19 protein-coding genes are annotated in these 20,972 nt (G+C 43.9%); 10 read left to right on the top strand and 9 right to left on the bottom strand.

Annotated elements, in window-relative coordinates; translation table 11 throughout:
* Positions 1–186: hypothetical protein (locus RM811_RS18840; protein WP_402527355.1), on the bottom strand; the 186-nt coding region annotated here is incomplete at its 3' end.
* A gap of 204 nt (positions 187–390) precedes the next feature.
* On the opposite strand from RM811_RS18840, the gene RM811_RS18835 reads away from it, so the two are divergent.
* Together RM811_RS18835 and RM811_RS18830 are read left to right on the top strand one after the other, a co-directional pair.
* Complete coding sequence (locus RM811_RS18835) at positions 391–633, top strand: hypothetical protein (protein ID WP_402527354.1); 243 nt, start codon at positions 391–393, stop codon at positions 631–633.
* Positions 630–1,250 carry a recombinase family protein gene (locus RM811_RS18830; RefSeq protein ID WP_402527352.1) on the top strand — a complete coding sequence of 207 codons (621 nt, stop codon included), beginning with the start codon at positions 630–632 and terminating at the stop codon, positions 1,248–1,250. The genes RM811_RS18835 and RM811_RS18830 overlap by 4 nt, the downstream gene beginning before the upstream one ends.
* Before the next feature lie 128 nt (positions 1,251–1,378).
* Here the strand turns inward: RM811_RS18830 and RM811_RS18825 are convergent, their stop codons facing one another.
* Positions 1,379–1,609 carry a hypothetical protein gene (locus RM811_RS18825; RefSeq protein ID WP_402527351.1) on the bottom strand — a complete coding sequence of 77 codons (231 nt, stop codon included), beginning with the start codon at positions 1,607–1,609 and terminating at the stop codon, positions 1,379–1,381.
* A gap of 332 nt (positions 1,610–1,941) precedes the next feature.
* On the opposite strand from RM811_RS18825, the gene RM811_RS18820 reads away from it, so the two are divergent.
* Positions 1,942–2,157: a hypothetical protein gene (locus tag RM811_RS18820; RefSeq protein WP_402527350.1), complete on the top strand. Its 216-nt coding sequence runs from the start codon at positions 1,942–1,944 to the stop codon at positions 2,155–2,157.
* Positions 2,158–2,312: 155 nt separating this feature from the next.
* Positions 2,313–2,768: a hypothetical protein gene (locus RM811_RS18815; RefSeq protein WP_402527349.1), complete on the top strand. Its 456-nt coding sequence runs from the start codon at positions 2,313–2,315 to the stop codon at positions 2,766–2,768.
* 89 nt (positions 2,769–2,857) lie between these two features.
* Here the strand turns inward: RM811_RS18815 and RM811_RS18810 are convergent, their stop codons facing one another.
* Positions 2,858–3,103, bottom strand: a complete 246-nt coding sequence (locus RM811_RS18810; protein ID WP_402527348.1) for a hypothetical protein — start codon at positions 3,101–3,103, stop codon at positions 2,858–2,860.
* Positions 3,104–3,637: 534 nt separating this feature from the next.
* On the opposite strand from RM811_RS18810, the gene RM811_RS18805 reads away from it, so the two are divergent.
* The 6 genes from RM811_RS18805 to RM811_RS18780 all read left to right on the top strand — a co-directional run bounded on the left by RM811_RS18805 (position 3,638) and on the right by RM811_RS18780 (position 11,202).
* On the top strand, positions 3,638–6,793 hold the full coding sequence (locus RM811_RS18805) for a hypothetical protein (protein WP_402527347.1): 3,156 nt from the start codon (positions 3,638–3,640) through the stop codon (positions 6,791–6,793).
* A 278-nt stretch (positions 6,794–7,071) separates the two neighbouring features.
* Positions 7,072–8,994: a threonine--tRNA ligase gene (gene thrS, locus RM811_RS18800; RefSeq protein ID WP_402527346.1), complete on the top strand. Its 1,923-nt coding sequence runs from the start codon at positions 7,072–7,074 to the stop codon at positions 8,992–8,994.
* Between the two features lie 73 nt (positions 8,995–9,067).
* On the top strand, positions 9,068–9,610 hold the full coding sequence (infC, locus tag RM811_RS18795) for a translation initiation factor IF-3 (protein WP_402527356.1): 543 nt from the start codon (positions 9,068–9,070) through the stop codon (positions 9,608–9,610).
* A gap of 170 nt (positions 9,611–9,780) precedes the next feature.
* Entirely contained in the window at positions 9,781–9,972 is a 192-nt protein-coding gene (rpmI, locus tag RM811_RS18790) for a 50S ribosomal protein L35 (protein WP_402527345.1), read from the top strand.
* Between the two features lie 37 nt (positions 9,973–10,009).
* The gene (rplT, locus tag RM811_RS18785; RefSeq protein WP_402527344.1) at positions 10,010–10,366 is read left to right on the top strand and encodes a 50S ribosomal protein L20; all 357 of its coding nucleotides are present in this window, start codon (positions 10,010–10,012) and stop codon (positions 10,364–10,366) included.
* A 215-nt stretch (positions 10,367–10,581) separates the two neighbouring features.
* Entirely contained in the window at positions 10,582–11,202 is a 621-nt protein-coding gene (locus RM811_RS18780) for a hypothetical protein (RefSeq protein WP_402527343.1), read from the top strand.
* A 274-nt stretch (positions 11,203–11,476) separates the two neighbouring features.
* Here the strand turns inward: RM811_RS18780 and RM811_RS18775 are convergent, their stop codons facing one another.
* The 6 genes from RM811_RS18775 to RM811_RS18750 form a co-directional block, all read right to left on the bottom strand.
* Positions 11,477–12,520 carry a Rieske 2Fe-2S domain-containing protein gene (locus tag RM811_RS18775; RefSeq protein WP_402527341.1) on the bottom strand — a complete coding sequence of 348 codons (1,044 nt, stop codon included), beginning with the start codon at positions 12,518–12,520 and terminating at the stop codon, positions 11,477–11,479.
* Positions 12,521–12,803: 283 nt separating this feature from the next.
* On the bottom strand, positions 12,804–15,269 hold the full coding sequence (locus RM811_RS18770; protein WP_402527340.1) for a hypothetical protein: 2,466 nt from the start codon (positions 15,267–15,269) through the stop codon (positions 12,804–12,806).
* A 230-nt stretch (positions 15,270–15,499) separates the two neighbouring features.
* The gene (locus RM811_RS18765; RefSeq protein ID WP_402527339.1) at positions 15,500–19,510 is read right to left on the bottom strand and encodes a hypothetical protein; all 4,011 of its coding nucleotides are present in this window, start codon (positions 19,508–19,510) and stop codon (positions 15,500–15,502) included.
* 137 nt (positions 19,511–19,647) lie between these two features.
* Complete coding sequence (locus RM811_RS18760; RefSeq protein WP_402527338.1) at positions 19,648–19,812, bottom strand: helix-turn-helix transcriptional regulator; 165 nt, start codon at positions 19,810–19,812, stop codon at positions 19,648–19,650.
* Positions 19,813–19,852: 40 nt separating this feature from the next.
* The gene (locus tag RM811_RS18755) at positions 19,853–20,251 is read right to left on the bottom strand and encodes a hypothetical protein (RefSeq protein WP_402527337.1); all 399 of its coding nucleotides are present in this window, start codon (positions 20,249–20,251) and stop codon (positions 19,853–19,855) included.
* 302 nt (positions 20,252–20,553) lie between these two features.
* Positions 20,554–20,775: a hypothetical protein gene (locus RM811_RS18750; RefSeq protein WP_402527336.1), complete on the bottom strand. Its 222-nt coding sequence runs from the start codon at positions 20,773–20,775 to the stop codon at positions 20,554–20,556.
* Positions 20,776–20,972 lie beyond the last annotated feature (197 nt).

Here is a 20,972-nt window from a genome sequence, read left to right as displayed (position 1 = left end):
AGTGAACCAGAGCATCGGATCACTACCCAGCCAGGCACTACACCGGGAGAGGAACGCTGGGAGTATCGGACGAATTCCAACCGTCAGCCAAAACCGATACGCATAATACCTCTCAACCTGCTGCCGCCGGTTTCTCAAGTTCAGTTTCAGAATTTCAATTCTGAGCTGTCCTTGGGGAAAAACCATCCGCCGCCAGGCGGACAGCATTGCGAGGCTTGGCTCGTCCCATAAAAAAGCGAAGCTTGCGCCATCCTTATTTCTTGTCAATTTCTATAGTTTTGGTATGCAATACCGACATAGTATGCGCCGAGGCTGATCGCAAAAAAATATAATTTTGGTAACCAAAGGATGGTATATTGTTAACCAAAATCGTGACAAGGGTTTTAAGGCATGAATACGGACAAAGCAAAGCTGCTGGTTGAAACCGGCAATATCACCGGGGCAGTGATCACAGCAGCGCCATTAGTGGCGGGTAAATGGGTCGTGCAGCTTCATCGGGTCGGCGGCGATGTCGTGCCATTGACCGCCCGCCGTGAAAACATCCGGCAGTTCGCCAGCATCGACAGCGCGGTCAAAGTGCTGAATGAGCTGGGCTGCAAAACCGCGACAGTAGACTGGAGCGGCCAACAATGACGACCTACGTCTACCTCCGGGTATCCACCGACCTCCAGGACGTACAAAACCAGAGACACGGCGTGCTGGAATACGCCAACCAGCGGGGCTTATCGCCGCTGAAATTCATTGAAGACAACGTCACCGGCAAAAAGCCCTGGCGTGAGCGGGCGCTGGGCCAAATACTGGAAAACGCCAGCGAAGGCGACACCCTAATTGTCTCCGAAGTCTCCCGCCTCGCCCGCTCCACCCTGCAAGTGCTGGAAATCCTGCAGCACTGCACCGAAAGCAAGATCAACCTGCACATCGCCAAAAACAGCATGATCTTTGATAACTCCCTGCAAAGCCGAATCACCGCCACCGTGCTGGGTATGGCTGCCGAGATCGAGCGGGAGTTCATCAGCAGCCGGACCAAAGAAGCGCTGGCCGCACGCAAGGCAGCCGGAGTGCAGTTAGGCAGGCCAAAAGGCAAGGCTGAAAAACTGAAGCTCGATGAGCACAGAGCGAAAATTCAAGAGTACGTCAACCTGGGGGTGAGCAAGGCGGCTATTGCCAAAGTGATTGGTTGCCCGGCGACGACGCTCTATGACTTCTGCAAGGTGCGGAAGATCAAGGCGAAGGAGAAAAAGAAGGCGTGAAGGTAATGAATGAGTAAATGATAAAACCTTCATTTACTCATTTTTTATTTAAGCAGAGATTAGGCTATCAATTTTTCTATCGATTGCTCTAGCCGGACGCTGCATCCGGTGTTGGCCGATCATCACCGCTATTGGGATTCCATTTCCTCGGCTCGCTCAACGCAATAAACGCAAAAGCGCTCGTCAATTTCGCTCAAGGCTTCACGCTTGTAATACACTTTCAGGTCCGGGTAGTTGTTATTACAGCTGGGGCAGTCGTAAATATCTCCTGCCTCAAGACCGGCTTTAACCTGAGTTTCAGTCCAATGTTCCGGATTGTCGTAATCCACTCCAAATACCTGAAAAAGCTCGTTTTCCATCAGAACCTCCAATAAACCTAAATTCGCAGTTGGAAATCAAAAAAAACTCTGCATCCCTTTAACTAACAGGTCGATTTACCTGCTCACCATATGGGTGTGATTGATAATTCAAAATAATGCCTAATTCTGCAAGGTTTTTTACAGGTTCAAGGGATTCTGCTGCGGAGTTTAGGATGTAGGGGTCACGCCATAGAAAGGAAAAAATCGTACGCTAAGCTGACAATCCCTTGTCTCCCAATGACTCTGGGCGGATTGTCCCGTGCTTTTGCTTGAGCAGCAGAAAGGGGAAGTGCTGGCATTAAAAACCACGGCCAGCCGGGTTGGAAGCCAGGGTGGAGGACCGGAATATCAAGATTGGGCAGCAGGAGTCTGAACTGGCCGTATTGCGGGAGAAGAAGCAGGAAGAGGTTCAGCAGATCGCTAACCTGACGGCTGAGCGGGAAGCGGGCAAGGCGCGGATCCGGGAGCTGGTGCAGGAGTGTGGGGCGTTGCGGCAGGAGAATAAGTCGATGTTGTTGGTGAATGCGAAGTTGAAAGAGAAGAAGTAACTAAAACCCGGGCATTCCCACGCAGAGCGTGGGAACGTGGCTATGAGATATATTGACTACTGTTGAAATCCAGATAATATTTTCGGATAATAATTAGAGATAAGTAGTCGTACATAAATGCTCGCATAAATATAAAAAAAAGGAAAAGGAAAAAAATGCTTATTGAAGGACGTATAGAAGAAATTTCTGCAGGCACGGTAACTAATGGAAGCAGGACAAAGGTTGAATATATAAAAGTTGATGGCAAGCGCCATCAAAACCTACTCTACGATAACTACATTGGAACAGCACTGAAAAATGCTCTGGATGATGGTGAATCTGTTTCCTTCTCGCTGTCAGATTCACTCATCGTTGCCATTAAGAGAAATAATGGAGAAGTTAGCCGCATAAAACAAAGTTTAGGGCTTTATATTTTTGCCAGTTTCTTTCAGCTATTAATTATCTCGGGGTTTCTAGGGCTTATCGTATCCGGAATTGTAGGGTTAATATTCGGGTCAGTGGTTGTATTTGCAATCATGTATTTCTTGTCCCTTGCTATTGGCGCGGGAATACTGATTAAGAGCTCCATCACCTACAATAAGGCTCGTGATGCTTTCGGTGAAGATACGTAGTTCGTGCGGGACGCCAGACGCTCCAACACTCTGCGTGGGAACGAGGCTATAAGAAGTAATGGTGATGCCAGGCATCACCATATCAAATACTATCGCCAGTTATTTTTTGCCTCCAGAACTCTTGCCAGAACCTCCAGACGAGGGCGCGTTCCCGCGCCCTCCACCGGATTGATTCCCCGTACTGCTTGGCCAGTTACCGCCAGGACCGGGATGTGAAGAAGCAGGCTTGCCGCCTCCACCTTTTGAACCGCTACTGCCTTTAGCCATAACAAATCTCCTCTATAGTAGAGCCATTGGTGTTGCCCTGAATCCGGCAACCAAAACAGTCTAGCCACTACCTGGGAGGTTCAATGAAATTCTATTTGTACATCCACCCCCACAAAGGGGCCACGCCATAGAAAGGAAAAAATCGTACGCTAAATGGGCTTAAAGGGCAAAGCCGGTGACTAGATACCCTGACTTAATCTGATGTTTAAGGGTATCTTCTGAACGGTTGCCCGGGAGCCAGTCCACTCCGGTCAGTTCAATGGTGTTTATCCACTCTCCGGTGCTGGCACTGGCAATTGTAGAGTTGTTAATACTCCCGATAATCAGAACCTTTCAATTTTAAGCACTTTCAATTTTAAGATTTTAGTATTAGTCAGTCATGAATTTATCTTTAATATCATAATGATATGAGTGGTAATCGGTGCTGATGAGGGATGTTTTTTTTGACAGAAAAATAATTTTAGATTGATTGGGGAACAATTTGCTGCTTATTAAAATCAAAGTGCTGGTAAGTATGGGTGTGTTTTTATAATTAAATGCTAATGGTGTTGTATAAATCCTTGTCTCTCATGGGGGTTTTGCAGACGGTAAAGGAATAAGAAATGGAAAGTTTGGTTGGTAAGTCATCTCTTCCTTCTCAGAAAGAAGTTTCATTCTCAGCTACGGCCAGTCAGCATCGAACAGAGCCAGATCTTGATAAAAACAAACCTAAATATGCTTCGGGACGCAGATCGGTTTCTATCCCTACACCGCCGGAAGAGGGTATTGCTGGAAATATAAGTCTTATTTCAGGAGAATCGCGCCCTGCTGAATCGGTGACAGAAGCTGTTGTTAATAGGCGTGTCAGATCACAATTTGAACCTGAGGTATTAGTTCCCGGTAGCAAAAAACTACAGAATGAAGAAAGTATGAGCAGAGATGCCGATGCATTGGATTATTTACACGAAGAAATAATAAGAATGCAAAAGGAAGGTGAGCAGTTATATAAGGATGTAGCCATTACATGCATTGGTCTTCGTTATAATGTGAATCCGCCAGAAGCTGTACCATATTTTCAAAAGCTTGAAGGTTTAATCAGGGAGTATGAGCGGAAGCTTAGTGAAAGTTTTCCGTCAATCCGGGCTCGTGGTATTTCTGATGACAAGTTACAAGGTGTTTTAAAAAAATACCAACTTGAAACAGACTTCAGGCAGGAGGTTATGGATGTGAAGGCGTTTGGCTGTAAGAAGTTATTAGAGGGAAAATATTGGCACGGCATGAATATATCAAGAGCCTTAATTGGTTTTAAATGTAAGCTGATGAATGCAAATTTTGCCTTCTCTGACATTATTCATACGCAACCTGCTTTGATGAGGCCGGACTTTGCTCCTGTTTGTTACGCTACCTGGATAGTTGAGAATCTGGATCTGTTAAGGATTCTCTACCAAGTAGTGTATGCCTCTGAGCAGCTTGCAAAAAATAATTTGGAGTATTCTAGGTTTTTGTATGATCGAATTTTTTCCTGTGGCTCTTTTATTATGAAAGAGGTCTGTGATCTCCTGAAATTTACATGCTTGAACGATATGGTGGTTGACTTTCCAGGGCTGCTGGAATCAAGTGAGAGGGTTTTAATTCACTGGCTTGATGAAATTGATCTTCAGCAATTTGATAGCCTGGAATTTTCAAAGAAAAATTCTCGAAGATTATTATACACGATAATTGGGCACTGCCTTTTGGGGGATGGTAATAAAGCCTGTTTATATGCTCAGAGAATGATGACAATACTTCCTTTTGGGGCTGTTGAGAAAGGCGATATTTTTTTACTGATTTATTATCTCACTTTCGTGAGTGATGTTTTATTCCGAGATAATGCTACAGATCTTGAAAAATATAGGCTGAGAGTTTCTGCATGCGAAAATCTTATTGGAATTTTACAAAGGATTTGTGAAGCAGCTAATGCTGTAGATAAGTTTGGTGAGAAAATACTGCCAGATGAAATGCATTATCATGCAGTTAGACTTATTCACGTTATGAGCCTATCTATCAAAAGTGGCATAAAAAAATTGGAGATCGAAGAAGAAAAACGAAATGACACTATCATTGCTCTGATTGGTGAGGAGGAGCGTGGGAAAAAAACGGATATGGAAGCTAGGCTTATGCGTCAGCGAGAATCTGTTAGGGGGAAAAGGTATAATGTCAAAGAGATTGGGGAGAAAGCGCCGGTAGCCAATGTTACAGAAGAAGTTGCGAATGAAAATAAAGAGGGGTTCACACTTCATTCTGATATATGTGCAGCCATTAATCTTTATTTATCCAGGGTGCCATTTCATGATGTAGAAAAACAGCTGGAAGCATTGTTGGCGGATGGGGGCAAGATTGATGTTGCACTGGCACAATATGCTTTGGCAGATATGCTACGTGATAAAGTTGATAAAAGTATTGAACTGAGTGAGGGCTGTTTGCCCACAGTAGAGCAGTTTAATGATTGCATTGTTAAGAATAAATTGCCGGATATCAGGTTGGATTTTCTTTTTCTTGAAGCAATGCAGGTATATACCCGCGAGTCAGGGGTGCTGTGTGAGGACTTAAATCGCCTGCATTCAGTCGTGAGCAAGTTTAATAACTCTTGCTCAGATGAGCAGGGGGTATTACATGATATCGCAGATAAAATGGTGGAGTTGCACGATCGGCTTTCTGAGCTGACCAAAAGGGGAGAAGAAGTTGCTAAACACTGTCAGTCTCTGAAGAGCCTTTATAGGCGTAGAGGGTATCTACTCAAAAGCTTAGGTAAAATTGCATCGAATAAAAGTGATAAGGCACGGAGTCTCGGGGATATTTATAAAACTCTCAACATTCGGGGTGAGCAAATTGAAGAAGCGTGTTCATCTCTCAGGTTGTTGGCGTCCTGGGAGGTTTGTTATCGTGCGCAGCAGATTTTGGACGAAGAAGCACAGGGCTCTTCTACAACTGGAATGAATCGGCCTGAGGTTGGCTCAGTTATAAATACGTCTTCAGCTGATAAGAGAAATGAGACTATTGGTCAATTAGAGCAGGCACCAATAATGACTGCTGGTGCTGATATTGAAGGCAGTGGGGGTGAGTGTAATCCTCAAAATAGCAATGTTGATGAATTGAATAAGCATGACTTGCCAATAGTGTCAGATCATGCTTTACCTGAATCTTTTGTGAAAGCATCCTGTAACTCTTTCAAGCAGAAAGGGTGTGCTGGAAAGCTGAGAGCAGAAGATGTGTCCTCTTCAGAACCAATGGACTCTGTGACAGGGAAAAGTAAAAAAACAAGGCGAAAGCAAAGGAAGAAGCAGGCGGTTCAGCGGGCAAGTAAAGCAAAAGCTCTGCTGGAAACTGAAGTAAAGCCCTATGAACTTGAAACAAGGTTTAATAAATACGTCAAAAATCATCTTGAGAAGGGCGTTATTCGCTCAGGTAAGCAGGTTCCCGAATGGTTTGATGTTAGTCGATGGCTTAAAAGGTATGACAATAGGTTATTGTTCAGTCTGGATGAATTTGAGACCTGGTCAAGCATGGTTGACGGTTTCGACTATTCAGACTTGAAATGTGATTTGATGGTGTATGCCGAAGCCCTTGAGTGGCGAATAAAAGTTGAGTTTGAATATCAGGTGGTCAGCATTTTTCATCCGGGGATGATTGCAAAAGATGCTCAGGCTGATGTGGGCTTTGATCAATATGATATTGAGTTAGTAAGGGTCAAAAAGGAATGGTTTGCTTCCCATAATCATTATTGGGATAACTATGCCTGAATCTCCAGGATAATATAGTGATCATAGATACATTATATTGCTGTTGACATTGTGGATAGATCACTATGATCATGAGCAGGTTAAACCTGCGATTTTCTCCCTCTGTTTTACGGATCTTTAGTTCAAAAACGAAAGTTGAGAAAATTCATGCAATCCCTGGTATGGATTGCCACTGGTTAACGGCTCTCAGTCCTCCGTATGGACTGGCAAGAGTCACAGAACAAGCAGCCTCCGGTACGGGTTGCCACTGAAATTGAACGCAATGTAAGGAATCCTTCATGCCTGTTATTACGCTTCCCGATGGCAGTAAGCGCGAGTTTGCTGATGCCGTATCCGTAATGGAAGTTGCCCAGGATATCGGTCCGGGTTTGGCCAAGGCCACGCTGGCCGGTCGCATTAATGGTCAACTGGTGGATGCCAGTGCCAAAATTACCGAAGACGTTGATTTATCCATTATCACCTCCCGTGATGAAGAGGGTGTGGGTATCATCCGGCACTCCACCGCGCACCTGCTGGCTATGGCGACTCAGGACCTGTTTCCCGGTGCCCAGGTCACCATTGGTCCGGTGATTGATAATGGCTTTTTTTACGATTTCTCCTACGAGCGCGCCTTCAATATGGACGATCTGTCCAGAATGGAAAAGCGCATGGAAGAGCTGGCAAAGCAGGATCTTGCCATTGAACGCGTAGTGATGAGCCGGGAAGAAGCGCTCAGCGCCTTCAAAGCCATGGGAGAAGAGTACAAGGTCGAGATTATCAACGACCTGCCAGAGAGTGAGGCGATTTCTGTTTACCGTCAGGGTGAATGGATGGATCTTTGCCGTGGCCCCCACGTACCTTCTACCGGCAAACTGAAAGCGTTCAAACTGATGCGCGTGGCCGGTGCTTACTGGCGTGGTGATTCCAGCAATGAAATGCTGACCCGTGTCTACGGTACCGCCTGGGATGATAAAAAAGCCCTGAAAGCCTATCTGTTTCGTTTGGAAGAAGCGGAAAAACGTGACCATCGTAAACTGGCGAAAAAGCTTGACCTGTTCCATATGCAGGAAGAAGCCCCGGGTATGGTGTTCTGGCACCCCAATGGCTGGGCGATCTACCAGGAACTGGAAAGCTACATGCGCAACAAACAGCGCCTGGCCGGTTATCAGGAGATTAAAACCCCGCAGCTGGTGGACCGTTCCCTTTGGGAGAAATCCGGTCACTGGGATAAATACGCTGACGGCATGTTCACCACCAGTTCCGAAAACAAAGACATGGCCATTAAGCCCATGAACTGTCCTTGTCACGTGCAGGTCTTTAACCAGGGGCTTAAGAGCTACCGAGACCTGCCACTGCGTCTGGCTGAGTTTGGTTCCTGTCACCGGAATGAACCTTCCGGTGCGCTCCATGGTCTGATGCGGGTTCGTGGCTTTGTGCAGGACGATGCCCATATTTTTGTCACTGAAAATCAGATTCAGGGAGAAGTGTGCGATTTTATCGACTTCCTCCATGATGTTTATGATGATTTCGGTTTTTCGCGGGATAACCTGATTTACAAGCTCTCAACCCGTCCTGAGAAGCGTGTAGGTTCCGATGAAATCTGGGATAAAGCCGAAAAGGCATTGGCAGAAGCGTTGGATGCAAAAGAACTTCCATGGGACGAATTACCGGGTGAAGGGGCTTTCTACGGACCTAAAATAGAGTTTTCCCTGAAAGACTGCATTGGCCGGGTGTGGCAATGTGGTACTATTCAGGTCGATTTTTCTATGCCGGGCCGGTTGGGCGCGGAATATGTGGATGAACATGGGGAGCGTAAGACGCCGGTCATGTTGCACCGCGCGACCCTGGGCTCCTTTGAGCGTTTTATCGGTATTCTGATCGAACATTACGAGGGTGCCATGCCGGTTTGGTTAGCTCCAACCCAGGCTGTCATCCTCAATATCACCGACAGACAGGCGGAATATGCCAGAAAACTGGAAAAAAACCTGTCTGAACAGGGTATCAGGGTAAAAGCGGACTTGAGAAATGAGAAGATCGGCTTTAAAATCCGCGAGCACACCTTAATGAAGGTGCCTTATCTCCTGGTGATCGGCGATAAGGAAATGGAAAACAATACCGTTGCGGTTCGAACTCGCACCGGTGAAGACCTGGGCGTAATGCCTATTGAAGCGTTTACTGAACGTCTCGCATCTGACGTTCTCAAGCGTGGTCGCACTGCTTGATAAGATGTAGCGGAGCTATCTGTAAATCATCAGCTCTGCTACGTACCCGGTTGCTTACACAGGAGATACAACCATCAGACGCAACAGCTTCCGTGATCGTCGCCCAGTAAAGGCTCCGATTAATGAAAACATCCGTGCAAAAGAAGTTCGCCTTATAGGGGCCGACGGGGAACAGGTCGGGGTTGTAGAGATAGCTGACGCTTTGAGTATGGCCAAGGAAGTGGGGCTGGATCTGGTTGAAATTAATGCAACCAGTGAACCGCCGGTCTGTAAGATTCTGGATTTCGGTAAGCACCAGTACGAAGGCAAAAAGCAAAAATCAGCGGCCAAGAAAAAACAGACTTTGATCCAGGTGAAAGAAATTAAATTTCGCCCGGGTACTGAAGAAGGGGATTATCAGGTAAAACTGCGCAACCTGATACGTTTCCTGACTGAGGGCAACAAGGCGAAGGTTTCCCTTCGTTTTCGTGGTCGTGAGATGGCTCACCAGGAGCTGGGCATGGATCTGATGAAGCGGGTTGAAAAAGACCTGGAAGAACTCGGAACCGTGGAACAGTTTCCAAAAATGGAAGGCCGTCAATTGATCATGGTGATTGCCCCGAAAAAGAAGAAGTAATTAAACAACGGCCAATGGGTTGGGTGCTCGGTTCTCTTTGAAAGCCCGGTTACTGGCCGTTATTTTAGTTACTTCGTGCCTGTTGAGGGTTTTACTTTCAGCAGGTGTTACTTTTAATGATCCCGACACTGATTTCGCAGATCAGTAGTCGCGAATGCGGAGTGTTTTTCATGCCAAAGATGAAAACCAAGAGTGGAGCCGCGAAGCGTTTTAAGAAAACCGCTTCCGGTTACAAGCGTAAAGGTGCCTTCAAGAGTCACATCCTGACCAAGATGACCACCAAGCGTAAGCGTCAGCTGCGTGGTACCTCCCTGGTATCTCCTGCTGATTTGGGTCTCGTTAAGCGTATGCTGCGCGACTGATATTTCGCTTTTTGATCATTTTTTTAGGAGATAACTCATGGCACGTGTAAAACGTGGCGTCGTTGCACGCCGTCGTCACAAGAAAATTCTGAAGCAGGCTAAAGGTTACTATGGTGCACGTTCACGTGTATTCCGCGTAGCCAAGCAGGCAGTTACCAAAGCTGGTCAGTATGCTTACCGCGACCGTCGTCAGCGTAAGCGTCAGTTCCGCGCTCTGTGGATTGCCCGTATTAATGCCGGTGCTCGTATGAATGGTCTGTCTTACAGCCGTTTCATCGCAGGCATGAAGAAAGCGGTTATCGAAGTCGACCGTAAGGTTCTGGCCGATCTGGCCGTTCATGACAAGGCGATTTTTGGCCAACTGGTTGAAAAGGCTAAAGCTGCTCTGGCTTAAGTTCTTGATTCCTGAGAAAAAAGGCGGTGCTGTTTTCAGCGCCGCCTTTTTTTGTGTGATTAAATTTGTTGTTTTCAAGCTTGTTAGTGCTTCTAACCTGTGTGTTATGGCTTAAGGTATCACTTCCGCAGTATCTTCTTCTGAATTCCAGAGAAGGGACAGGTCCAATGCAGGGCTTACCCCATAAATCATAATAAACGGAAAGGAGAGGGGTTATGAATATAGGAGCAGTAATAGGAGGAGCTGGATCAGTTTCAACAGATCATAAATCAACGCAAGCCGGGAGTGAGCAAGAAACTGGCAGACCCTTAGGCAAAGGCTGGAAACCGTATAATGGTCCGAACATAGTTAAAAACGCTGATGGCATATATGAATTTGAAAAAACCCCACTGCAAAAGCGGGTGGCCTATCCATTTCGTGCAATTAAGAATCGAATGATTAATTCAGCCATGCTGGGCGGTATTATTGCTGGGGTGCTTGCTATTTCCATTCCGGCATTAGTGGGTTCTGTCGTCGGCGGTGTTGCTGGTGGTGTAGTGAAGTTGGCCAAAATGGTTGCCGGGCATGACTCTAATGCTCATAAGGTAGGCGCAGCTATTGGAAGAATAACTGGAATATTAGTTTCTATGCCTGCTGCGATCACTCTTGGCGTTGTTGCAGCTGCTGCATTTGCCGTTATTGGTTTGGCAGGAGGTGTGATTCATTTACCTGTAGATGTATACCATGCAGTAACAATGGATGAATCAAAGTTAAGGCCTGACCCTATAGATTTTCAAAAAAATATAGAAATCCTTAAACAACGAATGAAAATCCGTTCGTATTCTGGTCAACCGTGAACACCTATTCTGGTGAGCGTGAACACCTCCAGAATACGCAGGCCTTAACAACGAATGGAAGAAGTACGGTGATCATGGAAGCGCGGGAGGCGCTGAGAGCGTGATAAAATGAAAAGGACTGTAAACCTGTGCTTATCTGCTGGCTAACAAAAAGTGCAATCACTGTTTGCCAGCTATCGTCAGGCTGGTTTTAAAATGAATAAAATACCTGCCGGATAGTTTAATAAGAATGATTATACGGCAGGTGTTTTTTTTGGTGGTTAATCAAAGCGTCTTATACGGCCTCTGAGGATTCTGTCTTAAAGACTTTACGCTCTTTCAGCTCATCCTTCAGGTCAGCTATATCGGTATAGAACTGATCGTACCACTTACGGAGTTGATAGACTGGACCGTCACCATCGCACAGCAAGGGGTTATCAATCCGGATTTTGTTATCCCAGATCTCTACGTCTTCATAAAAGGCCTCCTGGGCCAGTTTGATATAAGCCTGGGCTATTTCACGATTCTGCTCTTCTGTCAGCCCGGGGACTTTCTTGATCAAAACACCATAGCGCAAAGTGAAATTATTCTGATCGACAGGTACATGGCAGTTCAGAAGAATGGAGTAAATAGGCACACCATTCATCTCACCACTCATCTCGGTAATCTGATAAGAAGGACCGTAGTAGGTGGCCACTGTCTTCAGATCACTATCTCCGGATAGACGCTCGCTGCATCCGATCATGGTTTGTTCAGCAACGTGATCTTCAAAGACGTTGGAGAACAGTTTGATAGGGGAGCCGTGTACTGGACCAAAGTGTGCCTTGTCCGCGACGTTATCAACCAGTTCCCGGCAGTTGGTGTTAATAGGCATTTCTGCAATTTCCCAATCGAACCACTCGTCATCAAAGCAGGCATCAATTTTAGGGATGGCCTGCTCTTCAATAGGAAGGTTGCCTTCAGGGTCATTCCAGACAAACAGCAGGCTATTTTGCTCACAGGAGGGCCAGGCTTTGGTTCGTGCCCTGGGTGGGATTCGTTTGGCATAAGGGATGTCATCACAAACACCTTCCGAGTTCCATCGCCAGTCATGGAATGGACAGCGAATGGAATTGCCTTCGATACAGCCTTTGCTCATGTCTGCACCCATATGGGGACAGTAGGCATTCAGAATATGAACATTGCCGTCTTCACCCTGAAATGCGACCAACCTGGTACCAAACGCTTCGATGGTGTGGGCTTTGCCGTCCTTGTAGTTTTCTGCTTTACCCAGGCAGTGCCAGCCTCTGGCATATCGATCAGGAATGGGGTTGGTCTCAATCAGGTGCAACTTGCTCATATTATTGTTCTCCTGGCTGCATTCTCTGGCAATTTTCCATGTGCGAGGCTAACTTCCCGTCACTGGAAAGTGAAATATACCGTCCACCGGGTAGAAAGCTCGCATAATCTTTATATAGTGATTGTCCGGTGAGCAGTCGCTGGTCATCATCGTCTAAGTGGACGATTGCCTGATGAGTATGTTGATCTGGATCAGTTTTTTAATGGTTGGATGGAGATTAACCTCTGCTGAGCTTTCTCACCAAATATATTTAGTACTTCGGGGTAGTTAGATTATTAAATGTCTAGCGGGAGTCTGTCACTTTTCTGAGTATGTACATAGAAGGTGCTCCACAGTCCACATTTACATCAGTGTCTTCAGGGATCGAATAAGCATTCAGGTCATCAAAAAGTAACCAATCCCAGTATGGATGTTTGATTGAAGCTCTGAAATGCCGGGCCATCTTCGTTTCGGGAGAGTGCTCAGCATGAAAAACAGTACATACCTTTTCATATTTTTGTATTTCATCTTCCCTGGTATCCTCGTTTCTGAAAGTGATTGAAACCATTTGGCTACTGTCCTTTAACAGTCTTTCTGCGATAGCCGCTCTTTCATGGAGATTGCCGGGGAGTGTGAGTTGTATAATGATTAATTCCGGAGCTTTGGGAGCAACCAAAATGGTTCTTTCCTCTGTGATCTGCCAGGTAGATTTACCTTCTTCTTTTGTATCTTTCTTAAGAGGGACTGAACCAATGTATTGACCCTCCCGTGTATATTTAAAATCTTCTGGTTCGACTGATGTGTCCTGTTCCTCCACCGGGGGTTTGGATATCATGACATCATCCAGTAGCATTTGGAGTGAAAAACCATCTTTCAGGGAAATTTCGCTCGAAATTGGCAGTTTGTAAATCATGGTTTGTTCGGGGGCTGTTCCTGTTGTATTGAATTTAACGATAGTTAGTTCGTGTCCATCACTGATGACTGTTTTTTCAAACATTTCATAGTATGAAAGCTCTGGAGAGTAAGTTGTTCTGGATATTATTTGTAAAATTGAACATAAAAACTCAACACTGTCCTGTTCTGCTAAGTCTTTAGGCGTAAAATCTACTGGTTTCCTATTGGTTTGACTGTTGTTTTTATTGTCAGTAATAGATTCTGGTTTATGAGGTAACTGATTTATTTCTTGTTCCATCATGGTTGTATTTTCGTTAATTGTGGAAGGCTCATTTCTAACACTCCTGAAATTACTGAATACGTTCTGCAAATAACCAGTACGGGTAGGGTTTGGTGTTTCTGGAGGTGGTTTACGATTAACTGAAGCAGCGTCTTCCCCTTTCTTTTTAGATTTTGAAGCAAGCTGTTTCTGAAAATTTTCAAAACCTCCAAACCAGCCTTTTTTTGCGCCATCAATACAAAGCTCTATAAATTCTTTGTATATTTCATTCATTCTAGAAAATTTTTCTTGACGAAGGAGATCGCCAATTGATAATACATATTGGGTTATCCTCTGGTCAAAGTTGGTAGCCTCTGTAAGCTCTTCCCCTTCATTGACCTGGAAGAGAGGGGATAAGTAGGGTAGATAAAACTGAATAAAACCTATCAGAGGGGCTGCAATAAAGCAGGTGTTTTTAAGGTTGGAAAATCCTTTGACTACTTTAGTCAATTCCAGGGACTCTTTTAACGGGTGAGTGGTGAATGATTTTTCAAGTCTTTTTTTCTCTGAGATTTCTGCATGTCTTATTTTTACTGCTGTTATCTCTTCTTCGGTGATTTTAAATGAATTTTGGATGCCAGTTTCAGTCGGAGTAGCTATTAAAAGAGAAGTGAGAAATTCTGGTCGGTACTTGGTTGCATCTGATTTTAAGTGATATTTGAGGATTTCTCCTACCTTGTCAAAGTCCTGCGGACGAACAGGTGAATGAGTTATTACCGATTCTCTAGTATATGTGTCGCTATTGAGTAGGTTGGTCAGCCATTGTTCACCAAACTGTAAGTAGAAGTACTTAATGATATCTCTGACGTTATCTTCGAGCTGTTGAAGCGCATCACGACTTTTTTCACTATCTTCAGAATAGTAGTGGCTTTGAAATAAGATAACTGTGAACAATAGCTGTTGTATGGCTAATGCAATTTTTTCAGGATTATTTTTCAACCATTGGTCATCGTTTTTGTTGATGTTTTTTAAATCTATTTCCAGGTAGGGTAGCCAGTCAGAATCAATATCGTAACTATTGGATGAGCTGGCGCCGCGCCAGTCATGCAAGAAAACTTTGCAGTATATGGTAGCGTCTCCACATAATGTATCTCTGGTTTTGATTTTTTTTAATAGATCAATCAGAAGTTTCACATCGATTTTGAACACACCTTCTGTTTGGGTGCTCTTCATTCCTGCATATTTTGTTGCTGAGGCTGATGGTTGTTCAGTGCATACTACCTCTTTTCTTGGTTCTTGTTCTGGATGGGAAGAGATTGGATGCTGTTGGTCTGGTTTATCTGATACTGGTTGTAATGGTATAGCCAACTTTTCTGGCTGAGATGACCCTGAACTAAAGTGTGGCATATTATCAGTGGCTTTAGCTGCCCTTGAATGTATCTGAACTTCAGGGTCATTTGCCACCTCATCTGAAGCCATAAGGTATTTAGTTTGTTCAGTCTGCTTCAGTTGCCGTTGTCCATAGGGGACAGGGTTGCCGGGTTGCTCTGTCTTTATCAAACTCTCTCTTGATCCAGAGTTATGACGTAAATCTGATAAGGAAGTACCACGCTCCATAGGTAAGACTCTTCTTGTTGGAATAAGAGTCCCCTAGTGTAGTTCTGTACAGAGATCTATGGATATAACAGCGCACTTTAAACAATACAAAAAGGAGATAAAAATTATTCTGAAATGAATACTAAGTTGTAACTGTGAGTCCAGATGGGCAGTACTTGTTTGAATCAGTTGTTGTCTACATGATTGCCGGTTTGGTAATAGTAGACAGATTTGTTCGGAAAAGTCAGGGGTCATTGGTTATATGAAGAATAATTAACTGACAGACCTAAAACTTCTCTAAGGTGATACAAGCCCTGCTGGAGACAGATAATCTGTGTAGCATCATAAATATTCCCTTGTCTAATTTGATTCTTTATCAGAGAAGTAATGATCTGGTCTATTTTCCCATCTTCTGAAGGTTGAGTTAATTTTTTTAATGCATTTTTTAGGTGTTCATATATTTCTTGATCAAAATGGCAGAATTGTTTAAACCATGGTGATAGTGCCTCTATACACAAGTCAATGTGTTTGATTTGATTTTTATCAACCAGCCGATAGCGAATGTCTCCCTGAAGCCGGTGATGCAAGTTTTGAAGGATAGTATCAATTCTTCCAAGATTTTGTTTCAGTAAGTAATGATCATCCGGTTGATCGGTGTTGAAATATGGTAGATATACAAGTAATGCCTCATCGTATGTTCTATGTACATACAAATAGTCTGATGAGGTAGGTGTGTTAAATGGTATTCCTGAAAATTCTAAGGTCTCTGGCTCTTGTGGAGCTATCAAAGTTGGTCTTGTGAATATGTTTGTAGATGTATGGTATGTCCTTTCATGCTGAACAACCTGGGGATGGGTAAAATGTTCTGTAATAGGTGGGGCGGTTACTATTGGGTTGCTAGAGTAAAATAAATCTTGAGATTCACGAAAAGCAATAACCTGGGCAGATCCAATACCGGTACCTTCTGGTTTTCTCTTTGGGCACTGTATAGCTTGAGTGAGGCTATCAGTCATTTGATATGTCATTGTTGATGGTTGAATGGTGGTATCTTGATTGTGGGATAAGGCCCCGGGAGTAGTCCCTGAATAACTTCCGTATTTCCGGTGATGCAGAGCTGTTGACGGATATTCGAGAGGCTTCATCCACTGCTGATGATCTGGTATCTTGGCTGTCAGGGGAGACTGCACCATCAACCGATGTGAATGATGACCGTTTTTCCGAGATTCAAAACCCCATTCGTCCTGAGTGCTGAACTCTGAACCTGCCGAAGACTCGAGGGCATGAACTTCAGACCTGTATATCGTGTCAGGCATCCTTCGCCCGTTCATCCTGAGCGAAGTCGAATGACGCTCGGGATGAACGGAGACCGAGTTCAAAATGGGGGCGTTATTTAATGACCCTTTCTTAGAAGTTTGCTGTTCTTCATGGCAGGCATATAGAACAGGTTTGCTGCCTGTATTTTGAGTTGGCGGTATTTCTGTATCTTCATCAGTGATACTGGACTGAATAAAGTTGAAAGGTCTATTTTTGGATAAAATATCATTAAAGATAGAGGAGGTATCTAAGCCCATAAGTTTTTTGAAGATACTTGGGGCGTTCTCAGCCTGAAGTTGTAAACTTTTTCTCGTCACTCCCATTTCTTCAGCTCTGAGATCGATAGTCTGCATTACTGCATCCGGACTACCTACCTTTTCTATTAATATTTCCGTCACTAAATGCAAGTTAAGATTTTTTTGATCTTGAGAATTGGGTTTGTCTACGATTTTAATTTCTAGCTTCCTCTGAGAAGGACAGGGAAGGCTTTCTGAAGTTGTGCCTGTTGATATTTCAGTGGAGTGGACTGTTGCCTGACAGTCCTGTTTTTGGGGGCTGTGCTCGATTTTGGTTATTTGAGTGGAATTGAATGGTTCCGGGGTCGAAGGAACGAAGGGTAAAGGTTGAGGTTCTTTCAAAGTTTTTTGTCTAAGGTGGGCTCTATAGGTTGAGATACTCTCCCTGATCTCACTATCTCGCCCCATCACAACAGAAATATTTTGTTTCCCGGTGTTAAGAATAGCAAGAACCCAGTTTGATAGAGCTTGAAGCTTTTCATGGCTTACTTGAACAAGGTGTGGCGCTTGTACTGCTGATTTGAAGATGTCTATTGTTAGTTTTTTTAAGTCAACTCTGGTTAAGCCGAACTCTACATTTGGTGAAATGCTATTAAGTTGTAATAGTTGATCTATCTCTCGCTCACAGATAACTTGTGAATGATGAATTTTATTCCTGATACTGCGAATGGTTTTCCCCCACGCCTTACAGGCGTTTAATCGCCAGTTATTCCTCTGTTGATCATCCTTTAACAGGTATAGTAACTCCTGATTTCTTATGCAGTTTTCCCTGTGTTGATTCATTCTTTCTGACATACGGTTATAATCTGAAGGTGTGTATTTTGCTTGAGGTTTTCCATCCTGGAATATTTTATGAAAGTAATGGATGTATAGTTTTTGCTTTAATGTTCTTAATATTTTTATGAGATCATCACCTTTATCCATGGCTTGTAAAGCTTTATCATTTATAGCCCAGCGTTTGATTTCTCTGGCAGCTGATTGGAAGTCATCATTTGAAGCTGATCGTGCTTCAAGTTTTTTTAATGTTTTTTTAAATAACTCAAATGCATCGTGGCTGGTCATCCCGGCGAGTGAGTCTTCTATGTCGACTATATCGTTGCGGAAGTTACGCCATAGTGAAATACATTGATCTGAAACAGTCTTATTATGTACTAGCTCATTGATTATTTTTTCTATTTCAGGTTTTTTCTTGTGGTTATTAATTTTTTCTTCATGAATAGTTAAAATCCTGACAGTCACTGCTGATAGTAAGCTCTGTGTATCCTTAAGAAGGAGATGATTGTTACTAATGAATGGGTGGTATGTCTTTCTAAATATATATAAAGCTCTTAATAAGGCTAGTTCTTGCTCTACACTTTTCTCTGGATGGTGTTCGGGAAGTACCTTGTCAAATTCAGATTTAAGAATTTGACATAGTAACCGTTCTTGAAATGGATCCCGTCCTTGATGATCAGCTAGAATATCAGATGCAGGATTAAGATCACCTGATGCGATCAGAAAATCCACTTTGTGGCCAAAATTATAATTAACTGAGTCAGTTTGGCTAAGAGATTTTTCAAGAGATTCCACTCTTTGTAAATATTTTTTTCTTTTCATATTATCGATGAATTCAAATTTCCATGCTGGCCCCCCTTCTCCAAGTGTCCATTTGATACGATTGATTGCCCATCGGTTATCACCTCTCTGGGGGAAACTTAGAGTGAATTGTAGATATTCTAATTCTGACTCTATGATGCCTGTGAGTGTTAACTGTATTTCATGTCTGATTTCATTACTGTCATCTGATCTATGGTATGGATAATAATTAAAATAAATGATGCTCTGCTGGAGTACCTCAAAATACTCTTTAGCATACCCGGGGCTGGCCTGAGTTCTAATTGCTGTAATACAGGGGTGTAAGGTATCTTCGTATATGCTTTCAAAACTCAGCCTCAGTTTCTTGAAGTGAGTGCTGTTGTTTTTACAGTCGAGTTTATGATGCAGGTGTTCTATACAAGCAGTTACTCTGAGACAGCGTTCAATGGGGTCTTTGATTTTATCTAATTGTATTTCTAAATTCTTATGATAAAGAGCAATTTGCTCAATAAATCCTTTTTCCAATGCCCTTGGGGCTTCAGGAGGAATCAAACAGTTGGATTGTAATGCTGCTTGTATTCTAATAATGTTTTGATGATTGCACAGACGTTCTTTTATTTTTTTCTGATCATTACTTCGTGCAATATCAGGATCAAGATTTTTTCTGGTTGAGACTTTTTTTAGCTTTTCTGCATAACTAACTGGTTTTATACGAGTATCTACGCATTTGTTTTCGTTTATGGGGGTGGCTTCCACTGAAGGTGTTAAAGGGAGTGGGTGTTTGGCAAAAGATTCTGCTTCACCAGCCTTATGCTCCCTTGATATAGGGTATTGGGGGGTCAGTCTGGATTCTGTCTGAATGGCTCTTACTTGGCTTGGAGTGAGGAGGATACATTTTTTTTTGGTGATGCAAGCTTTATTGTAAACCGTGGTCTCTATATCTTTATGTGAATCTACCTTTCTTGAACTGCTACCCACTTGAGAAGTTTCAATTGATTCAGGAGCTTTTGTAAGCTTTTCGTATTTAGTTAGGCGCGGATCAGTCCATAAATGATTGCCAGCTTGTAAGCTTTTCATATAAATAAAAGGCTCTTATTGGAATTAGAGCCATTTAGTGTAGACATATATGAATAGCCTGCAATATAGAAAATTAATTTTATTGCAGTTAAACACTATCAGAACTGAGGGCTAAGAATTGAATTTTTCATGTAGTGCTACCCCAGAGGAGCAACACTTTTCAGAATCAGCCGAACCAGCATGGTTTGCCGGGTGACACCAGTTTTGGAAAATATTGAACGAAGGTGAACCCGGGCTGTATTACGGCTTATAAACAGTGTCTCCGATGCCTCATCCAGGGTCAGGCCGTTGGTCCGGTGCATAGCCAGCAGGGTTTCCGCTGGAGTCAGGTCGAATAAAGTTTTAACAATTTCCTGGGCAGGTTGTGATTGTCTTTCCGGATCGCTGACAAATATAGCAATTTACGGGCGCTTTCCAGTACCGGACCATTGAGAGGAAGGAATGGAACGAATGATGATCCCGTTTTCCTGACAGGCGTGCAATCCGCATAGCCTGAACGATGGAGGGTGTGTTATTACGCGGATGAGCCAATGTTTCCTTGATAAGTTCCCGGAATTTTCGAGTATCCTGCTGAGTACCAATCTGAAGGGCCCGGTTGCTGACTCTCAGTCCATCATCTTCAGTTTCCAGTTCCCTGGCCACCTTATTAATTTCAAGGACTTTGCCTTCTTCATCAAGAATAATGGTGCCTACCGCCAGCTGGTCCACTGCACCGGCATAGAGATTGCGTTCCGCTTCCATACGGTTCAGCTGCATATGTAGCTGAACGGTCCGTATCAGGTGAGGAATCAGGGTTTCAATCAGCCACTTGTCATTATTGCTGAAAGCTTGTTCTTCAGCTCCGCGGCTGATTCTCAGGCTGCATCTGGTACCATCGGGGGGTGTAGATATCCGTGCCTAAAATATGGTGCACATTAATCGGGGCCAGAAACTGCTGAAAATACTCGGACTGGTGTCGTTCATCTTCAGGGATGAACTCATCGAGTGTTACCACTTGCCCGCTGGGCAGATCAACGAAGGGATCCAACGCAAAGAAATGCTCATTATAGGAGAATAAGCGCCTCATAATGATGTTTACCTCCAGTGCTGAGAATCAGGCCTTCTGTGTCTTGTGATGGGGGACGTAGAATGCGTGTGGAGAAGCTGGCGCCAATCTGCTGCTCCAGAGTTTCCAGAAATAGCTTCCAGGGCACTTTGCATTGTAATCCCCCGTACAGCTTATCCACCAAATCACTGAATGCTTCGACACCGATGGTTTTGCTCATTAGGTTTTTCTTTTTTATGATCAGAATGATGATTGGAAGATCCATTTTGAGCGTGCTTATCACCTGAAAGACGATGTAATTCCACGGTTGTGTGGATTTTACCCGGTAGACAGTGATGCCTTTTGTGCAGTGATTGAACTTTGCATCAGGGCATTACTTCGTTTCAGTTCTTCTGAAAAGATTGAGTCGGGTATCAG

Source organism: Endozoicomonas sp. (assembly GCF_031844845.1).
Lineage (GTDB): Bacteria > Pseudomonadota > Gammaproteobacteria > Pseudomonadales > Endozoicomonadaceae > Endozoicomonas.
The sequence above is the reverse complement of the archived record's forward strand: the minus strand, read 5'-3'. Positions and strand labels throughout refer to the sequence as shown.